The following is a 17522-nucleotide window of genomic DNA, read 5'->3' on the forward strand; positions in this document are numbered from 1 at the left end:
GAAGGGGATGGTGATGATCAGATCACCGAGTCCTCAGTAAGTTCCCTTCAAACTGCATCGATTTAAGCAACAACGCCCATCGTTACAGTTACCGTGGTGTTTCCCACCGCATTTCCACGCACCGCATATATCCCCCCTCCAAAGAGGCTTTCGACAGTTGCGATATCAGGAGCGGCAGAGCTAGCTTCCGCAATTAAGTCTGAATACCCATGATGATAAAGCATTTCATCACCATCACTGAGCACCACCTTAAGGCCTATATCTTTAGAGCTACCACGAGCGACTGTTATTGGGTCCATTCTCAGTGCGACAGGCATCGCATCAGTCACTGTCAGGTGCGCAACCCCCGCAATACCGGTGGCGGTTGAAGTGGCCTTGATGTCAATGGGGATCCCTTTATCAGCATTAGGCATGGTTTTGTCGGTCGAGACGGTCACCACCCCGCGTTCATCACGCGCAACGAATACCTTATCGTGCGCAGAGGACCAGGTGATGTCTTTCTCAGCGGTGATATCTTTAGTCGAGCCATCAGTGAAATACCCGGTTGCCTTGAAGCCATTGAAGGCAAGCCCTCTCGGCAAGTCATATGTCCCCGGTGTCACCTCAATTTTCCACAACGCAGCGGTTTTGAGAGCCAATGTGGCCGCGTCTTTATATTCGACCCCATCAATGACCGTTGAGCTGATGATTTGTGTGCTGACTTGCGCCGCAGACGTCGGCGCTGTATTGGTCGCGCTGGCGATACCATCTGTGTCAACGGTGGCCACCGCGCTGTTGCTGCTGCGCCAGGTGGTTGCCGGGTCGCTGCTCACATCGCTCTCAGAGCCATCGGAGTATTTTACTTTGGCTGTGAATGTGCTCTCCATGCCCAGTGGCACCGAGCTGCGTTTTGGCGTAACACGATATGACATGGGAACCGCATTGGTTACCTCCAATTTCCCTGAGGATGCCACCTCCAACCCTTCAGTTGTCGTCAGTTTGGCATGAATAATGGTCTTGCCAATCTCCAGCCCCTTCACATAGCCATTGCCACTGGGCTGACTCGTGACCACCGAGGCAATAGCGGTGTTTTCGACGTTCCAATCCACCGCCGCAGTGACATCTTTTGCTTCCCCGTTGGAGAAAATGGCCGTGGCATGGAATTGCTTGCTCAACCCTTTTGCCAAGGTGCTGTCGTCTGGTGTGACCTGCAAACCGATCGCGATAGCATTCACGACGGTTAACGTCCCTGTGTCGGACAATCGCACGCCATCGCGCTCCATGGTCGCAGTGATGGGCGTCTCGCCAACGCTCACCCCGAACGCTTTACCATTTCCAGCCGCCTGGCTGCTGGTGATGATGGCAATGCTGGGGTCGCCGCTGCTCCAGCTGACCACCTCCGTCACATCTTCACTAGTGCCATCAGTCAGCGTCATTAGTGCCTTAATCGGCGTCGAAATGCCAATGGGGAGACGGGGAGGAATATTCGAAATTGTCAGCTCACGAGCGATGGCATCCCCACCTCCAGACTGGCCGAGCCACTGAATGCAGTGCCGTCAACCATACCGGTTGCAGTGATGGTGGCGGTCCCCTTATTTATCCCAGTTGCGATACCGTTAGTATAGTCAGGCTCGGCGGAGGTGATGGCGGCAATCGCGGCATCATCTGAGCGCCAGCTCATATCCGGGCTATTCGTTGCCTCCTCCTCTGAGCCGTCAGAGAAGACAAAATAGGCCTGGAAGGGCCGTGTCAGCCCTTTGGCGACGCGCCCTGTGGTTGGCGACACACGCACACCGGTGATGACCGGTGCAGTCACATTGAGAAGCCCTTTGCTCTCAAGGGTGATTTTGCCACTGCGATAGGTCGCGACGATATAGGCGCTACCCTCCTCTTCCCCTCGGGCGACACCATTGAGCTCAGGGGCAGGCAGACTGCTGGATACCGTCGCGGCATCCCCCTCAGTGGTCCAACTGGTGAAGTCACTTTGGGTCACATCAGCGGTGGTACCATCAGAAAACGTCACGGTGGCGGTAAATTGCTTCGTCATCCCCTTTGGTGCCGAGACTGTATCGGGTGTGACAACCAACGAGACCGGGGCGGCATCCTTGACGATGAGGCGACCTTGCGCACTGAATGTCGTTGTGCCATCGAGGTAGGTGGCCTTGATAAAGACGGTGCCGGGATTGACACCACTTGCGACACCATTGTTGGCACTGCCGCTACTGGTCACGGCAGCAATTGTAATGTTGCTGCTGCTCCAACTCACAGCACTGTCATTGGTGACATCACGCGTCAATCCGTTGGACAGGACAGCTGTCGCAATAAACGGTTTATCCATCCCCTTGGCAACCGCATCATGAGCCGGGGTCACCTGCAAGCGAGTCATGACTTCATCTGTCACGCGCAGCGTGGTGGTGGCCTCCAATGTGGCACCATCATGAAGCGCCAGGTTGGCGCTGATGGTTGCAGAGCCGACAGACATGCCTCGAACCCGACCATTGCGGGCGGGTTGCCCCATCGGGTCAGTTAAGTTGCTCGATACGGTCGCAACACTCAGGTCTCCACTGTGCCAGCTGAAAGGCGGTGACCGTCTCTTTGGTGACGACCAATGTGGCAGTTGCACTGACAGACCCACCAGCCATGGCGCCAACCGCTGTGATGGTAACCTCACCTTCACGCACACCTGTTGCAACCCCCTGCGGCAGGCCGCTTTCATCAACACCGGATGTGATGGTGGCAATGCTGGGCTCGCTGGAGCGCCAGGTCACGGCATGCTCTTGAGTCACATCCTTGGTGGTGCCATCAGAAAAAATCGCGGTAGCGGCAAATTCATAATGGAGCCCGACAGGGATACGTTGACTTGTCGGCGTAATTTGCAAGCCAACCACAGAGGCGCTGGTAATGGTTAATTCCGCCTGCCCACTAAACGGGGTGTCATTGTGGCTACCGGTGGCAACAATGGTGACAGCGCCGACATTTACCCCCAACGCCTTGCCATGCGGGTCAATCGTCGCAATATCAGGATTGCTGCTACTCCATGTCACATTGGCATCGCGCGTTACGTCAATGACCGAGCCATCACTCATGTTCAGCTGAGCCACGAACTGCTGCGTTAAGCCAACCGGGGTGCTCACCACGGCTGGCGTGACTTGCAGTGATACGACGGTGGCATCCTCTTTGGCGCCGGTGCTGCCCCCGCCAGACTGCGATGGCGCACCGGCCCCGCCACAGCCACTGGTTAAATAAACCAATATAGGCAATATAAGGTATTTACATATATTCACTGGAATATCTCTCTACCGTTTTTTATAAGCGCTAACCATTGCTCAATCTCGATGTTCAGCGCTGAAATCAGTTTCATGATCGCCCCCGAAAACAGTGAGACATACACACCCGCCCGCTCATCAATGGGCTGTGCGTTATTGCGTATCATCGCCACATGCAACGCAGCGCACTCTAGGTCGATTATTTTTTCTTCCAAGTACCGTGAGCCAAAATAGAGCAATGAATTGTGCAGCGAGTGGGCGGCGCTGGCTATCGCTTCCCAATCCTCGCACTCAATCGCAGTACGCAGGGCCTGCTCATATGCGGGGATGGAGATGAGGTACTGACTTAACAGGGTTTTTATTAGGCGCTCATCTCCCCCCAAGGTTTCAATGACAAACGCCTTGTTGAGAAGTGGCAGTGGGTGCGATGTAAATACGTCACGCGTTGATGCTATATCCATTATTTCATTGTGAATACTCATTGTTCACCCTGCCCAATAAAATAAGTCGATGCGTCGATTCTTCTCTCTGCCGACATCAAGGTGGTTATCCGCTATTGACATGCGCTCCCCCAGACCTTGTCCGTGCAGACGAGAAGGTTACGCTGATTTTATTCAACAGAGCCATGTTGTTATGCTATTTTTGGCAAGTAATATTGATGGTCGCCCGGTATCAATTTGGCTTGCAGGAAATCGGGTCGCAATAACGTTATTTTCCCTCGTTCAATGCGTATCGCACCCGCTTCGACAAGGGCCTTTAATACTTCGCTAACCCGGGGACGTGTCGCGCCAACAATGTGCCCCAGTGCATGTTGCGTAACATGAAGGACATACTCTCCGGAGCGACTTTCAGCGTGACACTCCGCCAAATGCAGCAGTGCATAGATAACGCGCCCCTTGAGGCTTCGTAATGAATTGCAAACCAACTGAAAACCAAAGCGACTTATCTTTTGTGCAATGTGAAATAAAAACACATAAAGCTCCGGCTCTCGTTTAAGCAACGACTCAATGCTCGCCTTGGGAAAGAACAATAACTCAGCGGATTGCATGGGCTCATAAACCTCATGAATGCGCTTGGAACTATGGATTGACTGAACACCAAACCAACTGCCGCGGCCCAATATCAGCCCAAATGAGTTGCTTGTAGCGGAGAGCGTCATATAGTGGACCAGGCAACCCGATGCCACATAAAAAATACCCGGTGACGGCTCCCGCAACAACCCATCGCGACAAGGCACAGCTATCTCAAGCAATTGCCTACAAGCTTGCGCGGAAAGAGTACAAGGCCATTTGATATCGATAATTTGATGATGTTCTTCCTGATAACGCACTCCACCTCCTCGAGCCCATGCTTTAGCCTTGAGGCCTCTGACATTTGTAATCAAGATAGAGTCTTGATTAAATGAAATCCGTTCCGTAAAGAACACTTAGGTATTAATCTATAATTCCTCCATATAAATGGGGCGCTCATCTGCGCCTTAAGGTCTTGTTTTCAATTGAAGAATTGCCTGCGACTCCAGAGCTTAAATATGTAGCGGGCGTTGTTTCCCAAATCAGCCAACAAGTCTGACTTCCCCAGCCCCTAGTTACCGCTCATGTACAGGACCTTAAGCGTTGAGTTCCTGTAAAACGCCTTCCAAAGTCCTGTTCTGTATCGATTTTCTCTGCTTGGTTCGGCAGGCGTTCTTGGCCAAATAATCAGCAGCCCATTCCAGTCGTACCCTTATTTCTGTCAACGCCCTATGGACCACTGCTTCCAATAGCGGCAACCACCATGTCGTACTGTTCTTTGACGCTTTCAACATCGATAGCTTCCCTGTCATCACACTCTGCGCGACCCGTCTTTTCATCACCAGCGACAGCAGGCTCGTCCACACCAATCCCTCGGCGATGGCTTTCTCCCCCGTCACAAACCCCTTGAGCCGGTTGTGCGATTTCCACTCTTTAAATAACAACTCCACCTGCCAACGGCAGCGATACAGGCTCATTACCTGCTCTGCTGACCATGCCGCTCGCGGTAGGTTCGTCATCCACAGGCAGAACCGCTTTTCCTCGGCAAACCAGCGCCAGATCACCCGATATTCCACCTTGCCGGACTTCACCACCATATCCAGTACCTCGGCCCGACAGCGCCGCCGTCCGGCCTCTTTCAGTGGCAGTCCCGCCAGCTTTGGCACTTCCCGTCCATCACCGCGCCAGACCTGGATTATCTTGGGGTTCAGGCTTTGAGTGCCTCGCACCAGATAAAATCCACCGGCATCGTTCACATGTGCAAACCAGGCTCTGTCAATGTAACCCGCGTCAGCCAGCAGCAGACAGTTGCCCAGCTTGTGAGCCTCAGGGAGAAATTGCCGCTCCCCTGCGGTATCGGCAGACACACTCATGCACAGCGGGCTCTGCCCCGACAAAGGCGCAGTCATATGGCACTCGATAGCCGCCGGACTGATGGTCTTGAACCGGCTAGGAAAGTCAGCCGCCAGACGCCGATGTACCGCAAAGGAGGTGCCATCGTGCAATAACACCTGCTTGAATGCGCCCAGGGAAGCCACTTTGAGTTGAGGGTCGAGCCGCAAGGCGATAGCCCGTTCAACCAGGGCTTTCATAAACAGGGCAAAGCTCTCTTTGCACAACTGATTGTGAAACGGTTTGTAGGAAACCTGATGCGTGTTCACCAGTTGCAAGGCATTGAAATGACGGTGTAAACCGGCAATGTCATTGACCTGGTCGCCCCCCATAGCCCGCAGCAGTGCAGGGACGAGCATGGCAGGGGTAATGGCGCGCTGACGCAGACAGAACTTGCAGAGCCGAGCAATTCGCTCGAGTGCGGCGGGAGCCAGGAGTTGCTCCAGATAGTGATTAGCATTGATAATAGTCATAGGCTTCGCGCGTGTTGATTTTGTTTGACGATAAAATCAGATCACAAACGAAGCTTTTTTATATTTATTTCAATTGGTTGCCGCTAAAGATCCTGTACATGAGTTACCGCTACACTCGGGGCTTTCTGACAGGTAGACCAAGGGTATTCAGCTTGTTTATGGCGCTTACACATACGCCATGACTTCTCCCACTTGGCCATTGCCATTGTAGTTACGCAGACTGATTTTCCCCGCCAGCAACTGCCAGCAACTGCTTGAACCGATACATCGCCGTCTCTGCCAGCGAGCGACGGTGATACCCCGATATCGTCTTCCACCAGTGCGCCAGTCCTTCCTTGCGCATCACCAGCACAGCGTCATTTCTTGCGTGTCCCTTTTCCCATAACCCCGCGCTTTTGCGAGGCGGGATACAGGCTGTCGCCCCTTTGCACGAGATAAGCTGATGGCTGGCTTTGCTGTCATAGGCGCCATCCACATAAACATGTCCCAGCTTACGCCACAGAGGGTTGAGCAAGGTGGGCTACACCTCGGCATCATGGACCTTTTCCAGCGAGACTTCCGCCGCCACGATGTCGTGGGTCACCGGGTCTACCGCCAGGTACAACTTGCGCCAGACTCGCCGTATCTCAGCGCCATGTTTTCTGACCTTCCACTCGCCTTCACCAAACACCTTCAGGCCAGTCAAGTCGATAACCAGGTCGGTGATTTGCCCCTTGCTGGGCTGCCGATAGGCCACTGTCACCGTGCGGGCCCGTTTGCTGACACAACTGTAATCGGGGCACAAAGCGGTACGTTCATCAACTGGAACAGGGAGTCGAGTAATCCCTGAGTGGCCCGCAGAGTGAGGTTGAAAATCCCTTTGAGCATCAGGAAGGTACAGATGGTCTGGTCGGTGTAAAGCTGACTGCGGCCCCGACGCCCATGATGCAGATTTGAAGAGGATGATGGTGATCAGATCACCGAGCCCTCAGTTAGTTCCATTCAAGCTGTATCGATTTGGGCAACAGCGCCACTTATCTCATATGTATTATGAGCAATGCTGTGCATATCGCCGATGAGTGAGGCATAGCATAATCACTATAATCATCAGATTATTTTCTCTATTTTCAATCATGTGATATACATCAAAGTTTCACTATCACATAAGAAGATACTGTGTTTATTATAACAAATATTGCAAAAGGTTTTATTTTTTAAAGTTGATACATTCGTCACATTATTTCAGAGCGATTCATGAACCAACCAAAGATGAAATTACCTGAACTACCAGCCGGACACCAATATAGGTTCCATGCAATGGTTAAACCTAGTGGTGCACGCTGCAATATAGATTGTGACTATTGCTTCTATTTGCATAAGAGTGATTTGTTAGGTCATGATCAGCATTCCAAAATGGATATATCAGTGTTAGAGCAGCATATACGCCAGTATATAGAAGCACAAAGTGGTAATGAGGTGATTTTTTCATGGCAAGGCGGTGAGCCGACATTAATGGGATTAGAGTTTTTTAAAAAACTCGTCAATTTTCAAACCCGCTACGCTAAGCCAGGGCAGTATATTAGTAATGATCTACAAACTAATGGTATTGCTCTTAACGACTCATGGATTGCTTTTCTAAAAGCACACAACTTTCATGTAGGACTTTCTATTGATGGGCCTAGAGGCCTACATGATGTATATAGGAAGACTCGCAGTGGTAAGTCAACCTTTGACCAAGTTATGGCTACCGCCAAAAATTTGCGTAATGCAGATATCCCTTTTGCTGCATTATGTGTTGTCAATCGAATCAATGCATTACATCCTGAATCAGTTTATCGTTTTTTGGTTGATGAAGTGGGGGCGACAAGAGTTCAATTTACTCCAGTAGTGGAGCCTCAAGGTTTTAAGGTGCAATCACCATCTCAACTCTCGTTTGAGAGTCAGCCAAGGCAGGGAGATGCTCGTGCTACACCTGGTCATCCGCTTTCTATTGTTACAAAGTGGTCTGTAGATCCTGATGCCTACGGTAGTTTTCTGAGTAAGGTCTGGGATGAATGGATAAAGTCAGACATAGGAAGAATCCATGTGAATTTATTTGAAACCGTAATCGCTCAATCAGCAGGTCTTCCAGCACAGACATGCACTCAATCAGAGTTTTGTGGCAAGGCGATTGCCGTTGAACATAATGGCGATGTTTTTTCTTGTGATCACTTCGTTTATGAACATCACCATATAGGTAACATATTACATCAGCATCTTGGTGATATAGCCTTTTCTAATGCTCAGCAGAAATTCGGTATGAATAAACGTAACACATTACCATCACAATGCCGAAGCTGTGATTATCTTAAGTTATGCTGGGGGGAATGTCCCAAAAATAGAATTATAAAAACAAAGTCTGGTGAGCCAGGTTTGAATTACCTTTGTCATGGATTATATGAATTTTATCAACATATAGACCATGATGTCATTCAGATTTTAAAAACCTTGGGGTATCTTAAATGATAATCCAGATGTATGGAAATGTAAGCACCAACAGAGGAGAGTTATAATGCGTAAATCGCTTATTGCGACTGCGATGCTAACAACTATGTTTGTTGTCCCAACATTACATGCCGCAGAAGAAAGAAAACCCAATATTTTAGTCATTTTCGGTGATGATATTGGCTGGCAAAACGTTAGTGCTTATGGAATGGGCACTATGGGTTACCGAACACCAAACATTGATAGTATTGCCCATCAAGGGGTTATGTTTACAGATCATTATGCTCAGCCAAGCTCAACCGCTGGACGAGCTGCATTTATAACTGGTCAATACCCTATTCGTTCAGGTATGACGACCGTAAGCATGCCTGGTGGTTCGCTTGGCCTAAAAGCAGCCTCTCCCTCGTTAGCAGAAGTGCTTAAGGAGCAAGGTTATGTCACTGGTCAATTCGGCAAAAACCATTTGGGTGACCATAACTTCTCGTTGCCTACAGTTCATGGCTTTGATGAATTCTTTGGTAATCTTTATCACCTAAATACGCAAGAAGAGTCAGAGCAGAGAGACTATAAGCGATTTGCTCAAGAGCACTCAGGGTCTGTTGAGGAATATGATAAAAAATTTGGTACCAGAGGTGTATTACATTGTTACGCAAAAACAACTGAAGATAAAACTCATGAGCCTAGATTTGGTGTCATTGGAAAGCAAGAATGTATTGATACTGGGCCACTTACTCAAGAGCGAATGAAAGCCTTTGATGAGGATGAGGTGATCCCGAAAGCCTTAGGTTTTATGGATAAAGCTGAAGCTAAAGATAAACCATTCTTTGTCTGGTTAAATACTAGCCGCATGCATTTATACACTCGCCTTAATGAAAAATGGCGTTATGCTGCGGAGACCTACACAAGCGAATATGACTATCATGGCAGTGGAATGATACAGCATGACCATGATATAGGTCTCGTTCTCGATTACTTGAAAAAGAAAGGCTTAGATAAGGATACCATTGTCGTATACAGCACAGATAATGGCCCAGAACATTCATCTTGGCCTTATGGTGGTACAACGCCTTTCCGTGGTGAAAAAATGTCCACTTATGAAGGTGGTGTCAGAGTTCCAATGATGGTGCGCTGGCCTGATCATATTCCTGCTGGTACTGTATTGAATGGCATTCAAGGACATCAAGACTTATTTACAACATTAGCCGCCGCTGCGGGGGAAAATAATGTTGTAGATAAGATGATGAAAGAGAAAAAACAATATATTGATGGTGTGAACAACCTTGAATATTGGGAAGGGAAAGTTAATAAGTCCAGTCGAAACTCTATACTATATTATTATGAGGATAAATTAACTGCTGTGCGCCTAGGTCAATGGAAGTTTCATTTCTCAACCAAGGATGATTACTACGCAAATGTTGTGCCATTGACAGTTCCCCAAATATATAACTTGAGAGCAGATCCTTTTGAAAGCTATAGCTCTCGTGATGCTCAAGGGCATTTATTACAAAAGATGTCATGGTTGTTAGCCCCTGTAAACGAAATTGTGAGCAATCATCTTAAGACACTTGTCCAATATCCACCTGTACAAGGCGGCACCAGTTTTGATATGTCAAACTTGGTGTCGGAAACGATAAAAAAAGGACAGCAGTGATTTATATAATATAAAAAGCGGCTGAGCAAGCCGCTTTTTATAACTCTCAAGAATGACTCTTTTATATTAATGGAGCGAAAGCTATCAGTTAGTGCTTCTTAAATGATGACTCCCACTCAATCAGTTGGTTTATTGGCATGGGTTTTCCATACACATATCCTTGGATCAAGTACACACCCTGTTCAAGCAGATATTCTAATTGCTCATTTGTTTCAACGCCCTCGGCGATCATCTCCATATTCGATTCACGACCAAATGCAATAATAGCATCGAGTACATTTCGCTTGAGGTCGGTTGTGCCGATTGTATCAATAAACATTTTATCAATTTTGATGCAACGAATACCTAGTTGCTGTAAATATGCAAAGCCGCCATAGCCCGTGCCGAAATCATCGAGTTTAAAGTGATATCCTCTCAAACCTAGAGTAGCGATTTCTCGTGTTGCAGCCTTTACATCGGAAATAGGAATGCGTTCGGTTAGCTCGAACGTTAATCTTTTGGGGTCTGGCCATTGTAACTTCTTCAACATATCTTGCAAATATGGCTGTTCTACGTGTGCTGCAACTAAATTGATACTGACCCATTGCATCTCATGAAGCTTATGCAAATCGGCTACAATCTGACTGACTAACTGGGTAGTCATCGGTATTATTAAACCTTGGCGTTCGGCATAATCGATAAACATTCCAGGAGGGATTAACTCCCCAGCACGGCGCCATCTTATTAAAGCCTCATAACCCATAACTTGTTTTGTTCGGCTATCAACTACAGGTTGATAAAATGGTATGAACTCATTATTTTTAAGTGCTAGATTGAGCATTCCACCTAATGAGTGGTTATGATTGCGAAGTAGCAAGTATCCTGTTGTCAACAACATGCCGATAAAAGATGAGATAAATAAGCCGTAGTATCTTATTAGATGAGTTGAATAATTCCGTAGCTCTTCTCCAGCCCAGATTTTTTGTTCAACGTTTCGTAAGTTATCAAAATTGGATGTTGATATGGCTTTATTTTGATGTTTTATCTTTGCGTCACCCCTAGGTATGTTAACTTCATTAAAGTGTGGGTCATTATAAGTGTACTCAAGATAAAAACAATTTTTACAGGGTTTAAGTAGTAAGTCATGTACGAAGCTATTATTGATTACCCAGTAAACGAGGTTTCCACCACGCTTTGAATAAACTACAAACTCTTGCTCTGTACCTGTTGCCCCTGATGTTGTCGAAATGATGTAATCAGCAGTAGCTGGCATATCTTTTATTGCATAAGATATAGGCAAGCCCGCACCAAGAGTCGAGCAACTCTTTCCTTCTGAGTTTTGAATCCCTGCGAAACGGATATGGCTATTGTAATATGATGGATTGCGTAACAACGCCATATCTCCCGTGCCACAATCAAATTTAATTCGTGGTAACTGAAATGCTATATTATGTTCCAATAGGTTATTTCTTTCTTCTGTGTGTGTAATTACTTCTTGTGCCTTCTGCTGTAGAAGGTAACTTGTGATTGGTGATGTTAGAAATGGAGTGAGCATTAGCATTATTAGTGTTGGAGAAATGAATAAACCTAAACATACCCCAAATGATTTGAATCGAGACATAGCCAACCTTCCTAGTTCGCAAAAACCATGGACTCGATGACATTTTAACCACCTTCAATTAAAAATGTCACTCTAAAAACAGCTACCCAGTTTTGAGGTATCCCTGTTGTGCTAAGTATCTTAACTGCTGGACAGCTCAAATAGAACTAACATTTATGCAACGCCCATGACAATCCATTATCAATCACAGAATCAACGCAGTTCAACGACTTGCTGTTTTGAATGGCCATTTGTATGGAGATGGTATTCACCTGGCAGTTGCCCACCAATAAGAAAGTTGTGCGTCAGCTACAGCTCGCCAAGGAGCTCAATTTCGTCAGCAAATAGCGCAAAGCAGTTTTACGAAATCAGCTGCATTCAGCAGACCTATGCAACCAATCGCTGGCTCGACAGGTTGCTCGGTTGCAAAGGGGATATCGATTACTTCCTAACCAGGCGAACTCATTGAACTTTAGAGGATGTGTAGGAGCGGGCTGACCATCAAGCAGGATGAGGGAATGGCCGTCCCCTACAGCACGTGAATAGGCTCTGAAAGGCAGTATGCCCAAAAGAAGCCAAAGCAAGACACAGGTTTGAGAGCGGTGTCAGGTGATAACTAGAACTGTACAAGTCATATCTGCTTATAGTTTAAATCTTGACTGTCCAGAATTGCTTTCAACGCCTCTACTAAACCTGGATCTGAAAGTACTGTTCCTGCTGGAATTGGCCGTTTAGCTATCAGACATCCATCATTGTTGAAAGACAAACTCGGGTTAGATTGATTGAGCAGGTTTGAGAGAACTTCCCGATTCAACTCACTCAACATAGTTGCTACCAAATTAGTAGTCCCTATATCCATAGATACAACTGGTAATTTCTCGATGTTTCTCAAAGCGTCATTTTGAGCCTTTAGCGAGCGGACTTGGCCAATGAATATCATCATTTTATGCTGAAGAACTGGATCACAAATTTTTGCCAGATCTTGTTCATCAATTTGGATTACACCATTATCAATTGTCTCCGTAATCTTAACCTTCTTCGCAGCCAGAACCTCTATCCAAGCATCGATTAAAATGGGATAAGGATTTTGGCCATTACGCTTGTTGTAAATAGTTCTAGTCGATATCTTATACCCTTGTGTTCCTAATATTTTTACTACAGATGCAGCAGAAGGTGTTGAACCTTGTTTTACCAGTTTTGCACAAACCTCATGGATATTTGCAAGCATTTTCCTTTGGTCTGCTTTTCTATTTTTAGACAACTCCTGATACAAATCCTCTACTTGGCTAATTGTTACGGGTGTCATTGATTATTTTCCTTGTGCAAAATCTGACTAGATAACTGTAGTCTTGCCATTTCACGCGGCATACTAGGGGTAAAGCCAAGATCTTCCAGGGTCACATTACCTGATTGCAATGCTACTATTTCCTCTCCTGTAGCTCTAGTTACAAGGAGTTTTGCCAGGCTATCTGCGACTCTCCGTTTTTCATCTATTGTCAGCGGTAGCATCATGAGCGGCTTATATCCGTTATTTAGAAGGATAATATTCATCACCTCATCACGCTCTCGCTCATAGTTTTCATCACGGTCATTGATATAAATTCTGCTAGCCTGAACAACAAGATCCAGTGTTTTGAAATTGCTAGGTGACTCAGCATATTCTATATCGAAGTGGCTTTGTGAGTGCACAACAAGATCAATCCCCCCTTCAGGACTTCCATCTGGTATCTGACGAATTTTACTGATGAGATTATGAGTCGCATGAAGCGAACGGATCAGAGTATCTGTTTCATTACTAAGGCGCTCAATTATTGAGTGTAATTTGTTAATATCAGTCCTCAATTTTGCATCAGGCTTTTCTCCAGCCTTCACGGCTGTTCTCAAATTAACCTGAAGTTTATTCACATTTTCGGTGGCATCTTGAGTTGCCTTTATCTTTTTCTCTATCTCAAGTAGTAATTTGTTTCCGTGTACTATCAACTCCATTTTCCAAGGAGAACCGGTAATGAAATGACGGCAATTAATACAGTCTTTATCTGAAACTGCTCCATAAGTATTAGTTTTCCCATTTTTACGAATAACTTCTCCACCATCGTAACACCTCGTACCACCGTATGGGCAAATTCCTAGATGGGTTGCATTCCAAATACCGACAATGGCAGTACAATTTCTGCTTAATGCGATTGCAGCATCTTCACTATTATATACTGCATATTTTTTCACCTCATCCCACGAAGAACTCTTAATCCACCGAGCAAAGTCCTCCTGTTCACTTAGCAGGATATTGTGACTGGCCTCATTCAGTATTTCTGTGACGTGAGCTACCGAATGTTTTATGTAATAGAGGGTCATGGTCAAGCTTTTATGCCCAGCAACAAGCTTACTAAGTACATCAATTGGAACCCCTTGTTCTGCCAGTGAGGTTAGTCCCGCAACCCTTAATCCGTGAGGTGTAAAGAATACTAATTGGGGTTGTCCAACCTCATTCCAATTAAGAACAAGTTGGATATCCAGTCCCTCTTCATTAAGCTGTTTTTCCAGTTCAGCCATTGCCAGATTCCAATACTGAACCAGAGAACGCTCAGTTGGAGGGACCATGCTAGTTGCAGCACTTCGTTTCGAGTTTATGCCCGAACGGAAAAGATAAAAACGGTCAGGAATACTATCTGCGATAGCCTGATTGGCTGTTTGAGGAAATACAGAATCTGGAATTTCTCTGGCAGAGACAGGATTGTAACACGGATTATACTTTTCCTGCCATGCTCTTAACTCTGTTGCCAGACGGATTATTTCTGGATGCTTCCAAGGAATTTCATAACCAGAAAATTCACTAAACCCCACATCTTTGTCTGCTGTTTTATTGGAGTTTATGTAAAGAACCAGATTCTGGTCACTTTCTTCAAATGAGCGAGATTCTCTCAGTAAACCACGGTCATAAACTCTAGCTTTAGGATCGTTTTTCCAAAAATTAGCGGTACTTGATTTATTTGCAATCCATTTATTTAACTCTGGTGAGAATTGCTTAGTATCGCCCTCTCCAGAATCACACCGTAGCAACTGGATACGCCGAACTGGAATTTCTAACATCATCAGGTAGATATATGTAACTGAAGGCAACCAGAGAGGCTCACCTAGTTCGTTTGTTAAATGGTCACTATATTCACTACTTAATGTTTTTGGCCATGCATAATCTTCTCCTGAGAGCAAATCCCTTAACCTCATTCTAAGCCATAATGGCATAACCTCCTTGGTAGAAGATCCTGGCACATCCAAATCACTTTTATGCGAATTAAAAAAAGATTTAAGTGCTTGCGGACGAACTAATGGGTATGCGGCAGAAAATTTATCACCATTTTCTTCGGTGTCAGATAAATAGGTTTCGATAAACCAGTTGGAAAAATTCGTGTTGTATCTTACAAAATCGCAGAGAGCGGCCTCACTGGAAAATAACTTTTCATGAAACTTTGCTTCCGACCATGCTATGAAATCTACTGGTGGTTGTGAGCTAAAGAACTCTTCTGGCGATGGTATTTGGGTGCCAAAATAGACATCTTCCAAGAAGATACGAAATCTATGAAATGCAGTATGATAAGTTTTTAGCGTATAGTTACGAGTTGATTCAATATAGTGGTTCCAACGCTCAACCCATGAAACAAGATGCTCAGGAGGCTTAGCCAGAAGATCCTCGCCTTTGTTGACTTTATCTGAGCGTTTTACGTGAATCGCCTTAGAGAAGTTATACCCTTTTACCATTAAAGTTAGTAGTTGAGCTACCCCCTTTAAACCTGCTATATCATGAATGCCTAGATCATTAATATACCGGTCACCGTCAGCTGTTCTTATAGGAGCTAAAAACTCCTCCCAGTCCTCCATAGTGACGTCATTAAGATACTTCCTCTCCATCAGAAAAAGAAGTTCACTCGCAGCAGTGATAATATTATTGACGAGAGTGGCTCTTGCTCGCTCGCTTTTTGGGCTATTAGCAACCCCATGAGAGGCTATATCCTTTTCAAGCCTATCTACTATTGACTTTGGGACAAGTAGCCTTCTTAAATTTTTGGGTATGTACGACTGCCCATACCTAGCGTAAAAAAATTCAGACGTTATCATCCATTTACATGTTTTGTAGTTTTTTATCAAACGCTCCAAAGCATTTTCAGCCTCTCTTGAAACCTTGGATGCAGCAAAAGGGGAAATGACCATCACAGATAGGGCTATTTCATCATTTTGTTCAATTGCGTTGCCATTTCTTGCACTGATACCGCGCAATTTCATTTGACCATTCCTATATTGTTTAGTTGTGAGCTAAGTGTGTAACTGGCCAAGATCTTCTGAACCTTATCTGGTGGTAGTTTTTTGTATACTTCTTGAGCATCAATGGTTCGATGGTGCATTACATCCTTAATTATCTGGGGCTCAACTCCAGCTTCGGCCATTACATGTCCAACGTGGTGCCGTAACGCATGCGGATTGAGTCCATAATCTCGACCACGCGGCAACTTCCGCCCAAGTTTTTTCTCCAACCGCCCTAGAGCCCTCTCAAAAGATTTATCGAATGCAGCCATTGAGTAAGGAGCACCTCGATAGCTGATGCCTGCCCCACGATCTTCACCATTAGATACAAATAAAAATGGATGTTCGGTTCCGTGATTAGCCTTGTAGCTCTCCATTAGTAATGGACGATAACGGTTCATGTAGAGTAAATACATTTCCCAAAACAAGAACGAGTACGACTCATGTATGAAATAAACAGGCGCTGACAGCGTTTTTTTATCTACGGCCAGAGATTTCCAGGTAGCATGGTGACTTTTGCTAGCACTACTCCGATTTCTAGGTAACATTTTCCTCTGTGCCAAGTACTGTTCTCTGGTTTGTTTGTTGCCTCTAAGGCCTGTTTGTGCGCCTGATGGATGAAATAAGGTAACTGTGCATCCTTTCGCTGGTTCAGGCATGACATCATTAAACCAGAGATGAAATGGCTCCCCTTTTCGAAGCCCACCGCCCGCAAGCAATATAGTGATCATTTTGGCCGTCATGTCCTCTCGTTCAAATGGATCAGTTGCATGAGGATCACGAATGAAGCCGTGTGTTATTAGCTGAGGAATTAGCTCTGAAGGGAAGTCGTTGACAGTTCGAATGTTACCTATCGATTCTCGGGGATCATTACCCAATTCCATACCAAAAAAATGTCTCGCTTTATCCAACCCTTCCGCCAGCATTTTGACGTCCTTGGTGTGATACAGCATGGATTTACTGGCTATTATTTTACTAGCCGTCAGCAGCCTCTTTAGGCTAGGTGGGACTTCTTCTAAATACCGAAGGAAAACCGGATCATCTTTCCTGCTGGTTTCATCTTTCCAAGCGATAAACCTAGTTATGCTAGAGCACATCTTTTTTTGCACAGAAACCGAACCAGGGGCCCAATAAAGTCCTGTCTTGTCTTGATAGGTCTCGGTATCAATAGTGCCGTGACAAAGGGATAGCGAGAACCGCCGAAAAATCTCTTGTCTTGATAAACCTAAATTGGCAACAGCAACGGAGTAATCATATAGCAGGCCCAGCGCTCTTGATGTTTGTCTCGCCCACGACAAGCTAGTATTCGGACGAGCTTTGAGGTACTCAACGAGAGGCCAGAAAACAGAAAGCCCGTTTGGAGTAATCAAGTATAACATTGGTAGCTTCATGGTTGAGACATCAGCCAACCTCTGG

At 46.0% G+C, this 17522-nt stretch carries 12 protein-coding genes and 1 pseudogene; 2 read left to right on the top strand and 11 right to left on the bottom strand.

Annotated features, from left to right (window positions below):
• Nucleotides 1–62 precede the first annotated feature (62 nt).
• The 7 genes and pseudogenes from G5193_RS16690 to G5193_RS16720 form a co-directional block, all read right to left on the bottom strand.
• A complete protein-coding gene (locus G5193_RS16690; protein ID WP_421206509.1) occupies nucleotides 63–1415 on the bottom strand; it encodes an Ig-like domain-containing protein in 1353 nt (450 codons plus the stop codon).
• A gap of 59 nt (nucleotides 1416–1474) precedes the next feature.
• Nucleotides 1475–2461, bottom strand: coding sequence for an Ig-like domain-containing protein (locus G5193_RS16695; protein ID WP_421206511.1), 987 nt, complete (start codon nucleotides 2459–2461; stop codon nucleotides 1475–1477).
• A gap of 40 nt (nucleotides 2462–2501) precedes the next feature.
• The gene (locus G5193_RS16700; RefSeq protein ID WP_421206513.1) at nucleotides 2502–3263 is read right to left on the bottom strand and encodes an Ig-like domain-containing protein; all 762 of its coding nucleotides are present in this window, start codon (nucleotides 3261–3263) and stop codon (nucleotides 2502–2504) included.
• Nucleotides 3260–3727, bottom strand: coding sequence for an Hpt domain-containing protein (locus G5193_RS16705; protein ID WP_421206514.1), 468 nt, complete (start codon nucleotides 3725–3727; stop codon nucleotides 3260–3262). Before G5193_RS16705 ends, G5193_RS16700 begins: the two co-directional genes overlap by 4 nt.
• Nucleotides 3728–3876: 149 nt before the next feature.
• Entirely contained in the window at nucleotides 3877–4575 is a 699-nt protein-coding gene (locus G5193_RS16710; protein WP_421206516.1) for a Crp/Fnr family transcriptional regulator, read from the bottom strand.
• Nucleotides 4576–4851: 276 nt separating this feature from the next.
• A complete protein-coding gene (locus G5193_RS16715; RefSeq protein ID WP_421206518.1) occupies nucleotides 4852–6120 on the bottom strand; it encodes an IS4 family transposase in 1269 nt (422 codons plus the stop codon).
• A 109-nt stretch (nucleotides 6121–6229) separates the two neighbouring features.
• Nucleotides 6230–7047 (bottom strand): annotated as a pseudogene (locus tag G5193_RS16720) (IS5 family transposase); the annotation flags it as partial.
• A gap of 306 nt (nucleotides 7048–7353) precedes the next feature.
• Here G5193_RS16720 and G5193_RS16725 point away from each other — a divergent pair.
• Together G5193_RS16725 and G5193_RS16730 are read left to right on the top strand one after the other, a co-directional pair.
• Nucleotides 7354–8604, top strand: coding sequence for an anaerobic sulfatase maturase (locus tag G5193_RS16725; protein WP_421206520.1), 1251 nt, complete (start codon nucleotides 7354–7356; stop codon nucleotides 8602–8604).
• Nucleotides 8605–8650: 46 nt separating this feature from the next.
• Nucleotides 8651–10234 (top strand): arylsulfatase, encoded by a 1584-nt coding sequence (locus G5193_RS16730; RefSeq protein ID WP_421206522.1) that lies wholly within the window; start codon nucleotides 8651–8653, stop codon nucleotides 10232–10234.
• Between the two features lie 88 nt (nucleotides 10235–10322).
• On the opposite strand, the gene G5193_RS16735 is transcribed toward G5193_RS16730, so the two are convergent.
• The 4 genes from G5193_RS16735 to G5193_RS16750 form a co-directional block, all read right to left on the bottom strand.
• Nucleotides 10323–11834 carry an EAL domain-containing protein gene (locus G5193_RS16735; RefSeq protein WP_421206523.1) on the bottom strand — a complete coding sequence of 504 codons (1512 nt, stop codon included), beginning with the start codon at nucleotides 11832–11834 and terminating at the stop codon, nucleotides 10323–10325.
• A 610-nt stretch (nucleotides 11835–12444) separates the two neighbouring features.
• On the bottom strand, nucleotides 12445–13119 hold the full coding sequence (gene gmtX, locus G5193_RS16740; protein WP_421206524.1) for a gamma-mobile-trio protein GmtX: 675 nt from the start codon (nucleotides 13117–13119) through the stop codon (nucleotides 12445–12447).
• Nucleotides 13116–16088, bottom strand: a complete 2973-nt coding sequence (locus tag G5193_RS16745) for a VPA1269 family protein (protein WP_421206526.1) — start codon at nucleotides 16086–16088, stop codon at nucleotides 13116–13118. The genes gmtX and G5193_RS16745 overlap by 4 nt, the downstream gene beginning before the upstream one ends.
• The gene (locus tag G5193_RS16750) at nucleotides 16085–17485 is read right to left on the bottom strand and encodes a tyrosine-type recombinase/integrase (protein WP_374808343.1); all 1401 of its coding nucleotides are present in this window, start codon (nucleotides 17483–17485) and stop codon (nucleotides 16085–16087) included. Before G5193_RS16750 ends, G5193_RS16745 begins: the two co-directional genes overlap by 4 nt.
• Between the last annotated feature and the right edge of the window lie 37 nt (nucleotides 17486–17522).

This window comes from Aeromonas sp. 601027 (assembly GCF_049174455.1).
GTDB lineage: Bacteria > Pseudomonadota > Gammaproteobacteria > Enterobacterales > Aeromonadaceae > Aeromonas > Aeromonas veronii_A.

Coding starts and splice junctions, on each gene's coding strand:
- G5193_RS16690 (WP_421206509.1), bottom strand. CDS start 1,415: ATGACGCTGACTGATGGCACTAGTGAAGATGTGACGGAGGTGGTCAGC.
- G5193_RS16695 (WP_421206511.1), bottom strand. CDS start 2,461: ATGTCTGTCGGCTCTGCAACCATCAGCGCCAACCTGGCGCTTCATGAT.
- G5193_RS16705 (WP_421206514.1), bottom strand. CDS start 3,727: ATGAGTATTCACAATGAAATAATGGATATAGCATCAACGCGTGACGTA.
- G5193_RS16715 (WP_421206518.1), bottom strand. CDS start 6,120: ATGACTATTATCAATGCTAATCACTATCTGGAGCAACTCCTGGCTCCC.
- G5193_RS16725 (WP_421206520.1), top strand. CDS start 7,354: ATGAACCAACCAAAGATGAAATTACCTGAACTACCAGCCGGACACCAA.
- G5193_RS16730 (WP_421206522.1), top strand. CDS start 8,651: ATGCGTAAATCGCTTATTGCGACTGCGATGCTAACAACTATGTTTGTT.
- G5193_RS16735 (WP_421206523.1), bottom strand. CDS start 11,834: ATGTCTCGATTCAAATCATTTGGGGTATGTTTAGGTTTATTCATTTCT.
- gmtX (WP_421206524.1), bottom strand. CDS start 13,119: ATGACACCCGTAACAATTAGCCAAGTAGAGGATTTGTATCAGGAGTTG.
- G5193_RS16745 (WP_421206526.1), bottom strand. CDS start 16,088: ATGAAATTGCGCGGTATCAGTGCAAGAAATGGCAACGCAATTGAACAA.
- G5193_RS16750 (WP_374808343.1), bottom strand. CDS start 17,485: ATGTTATACTTGATTACTCCAAACGGGCTTTCTGTTTTCTGGCCTCTC.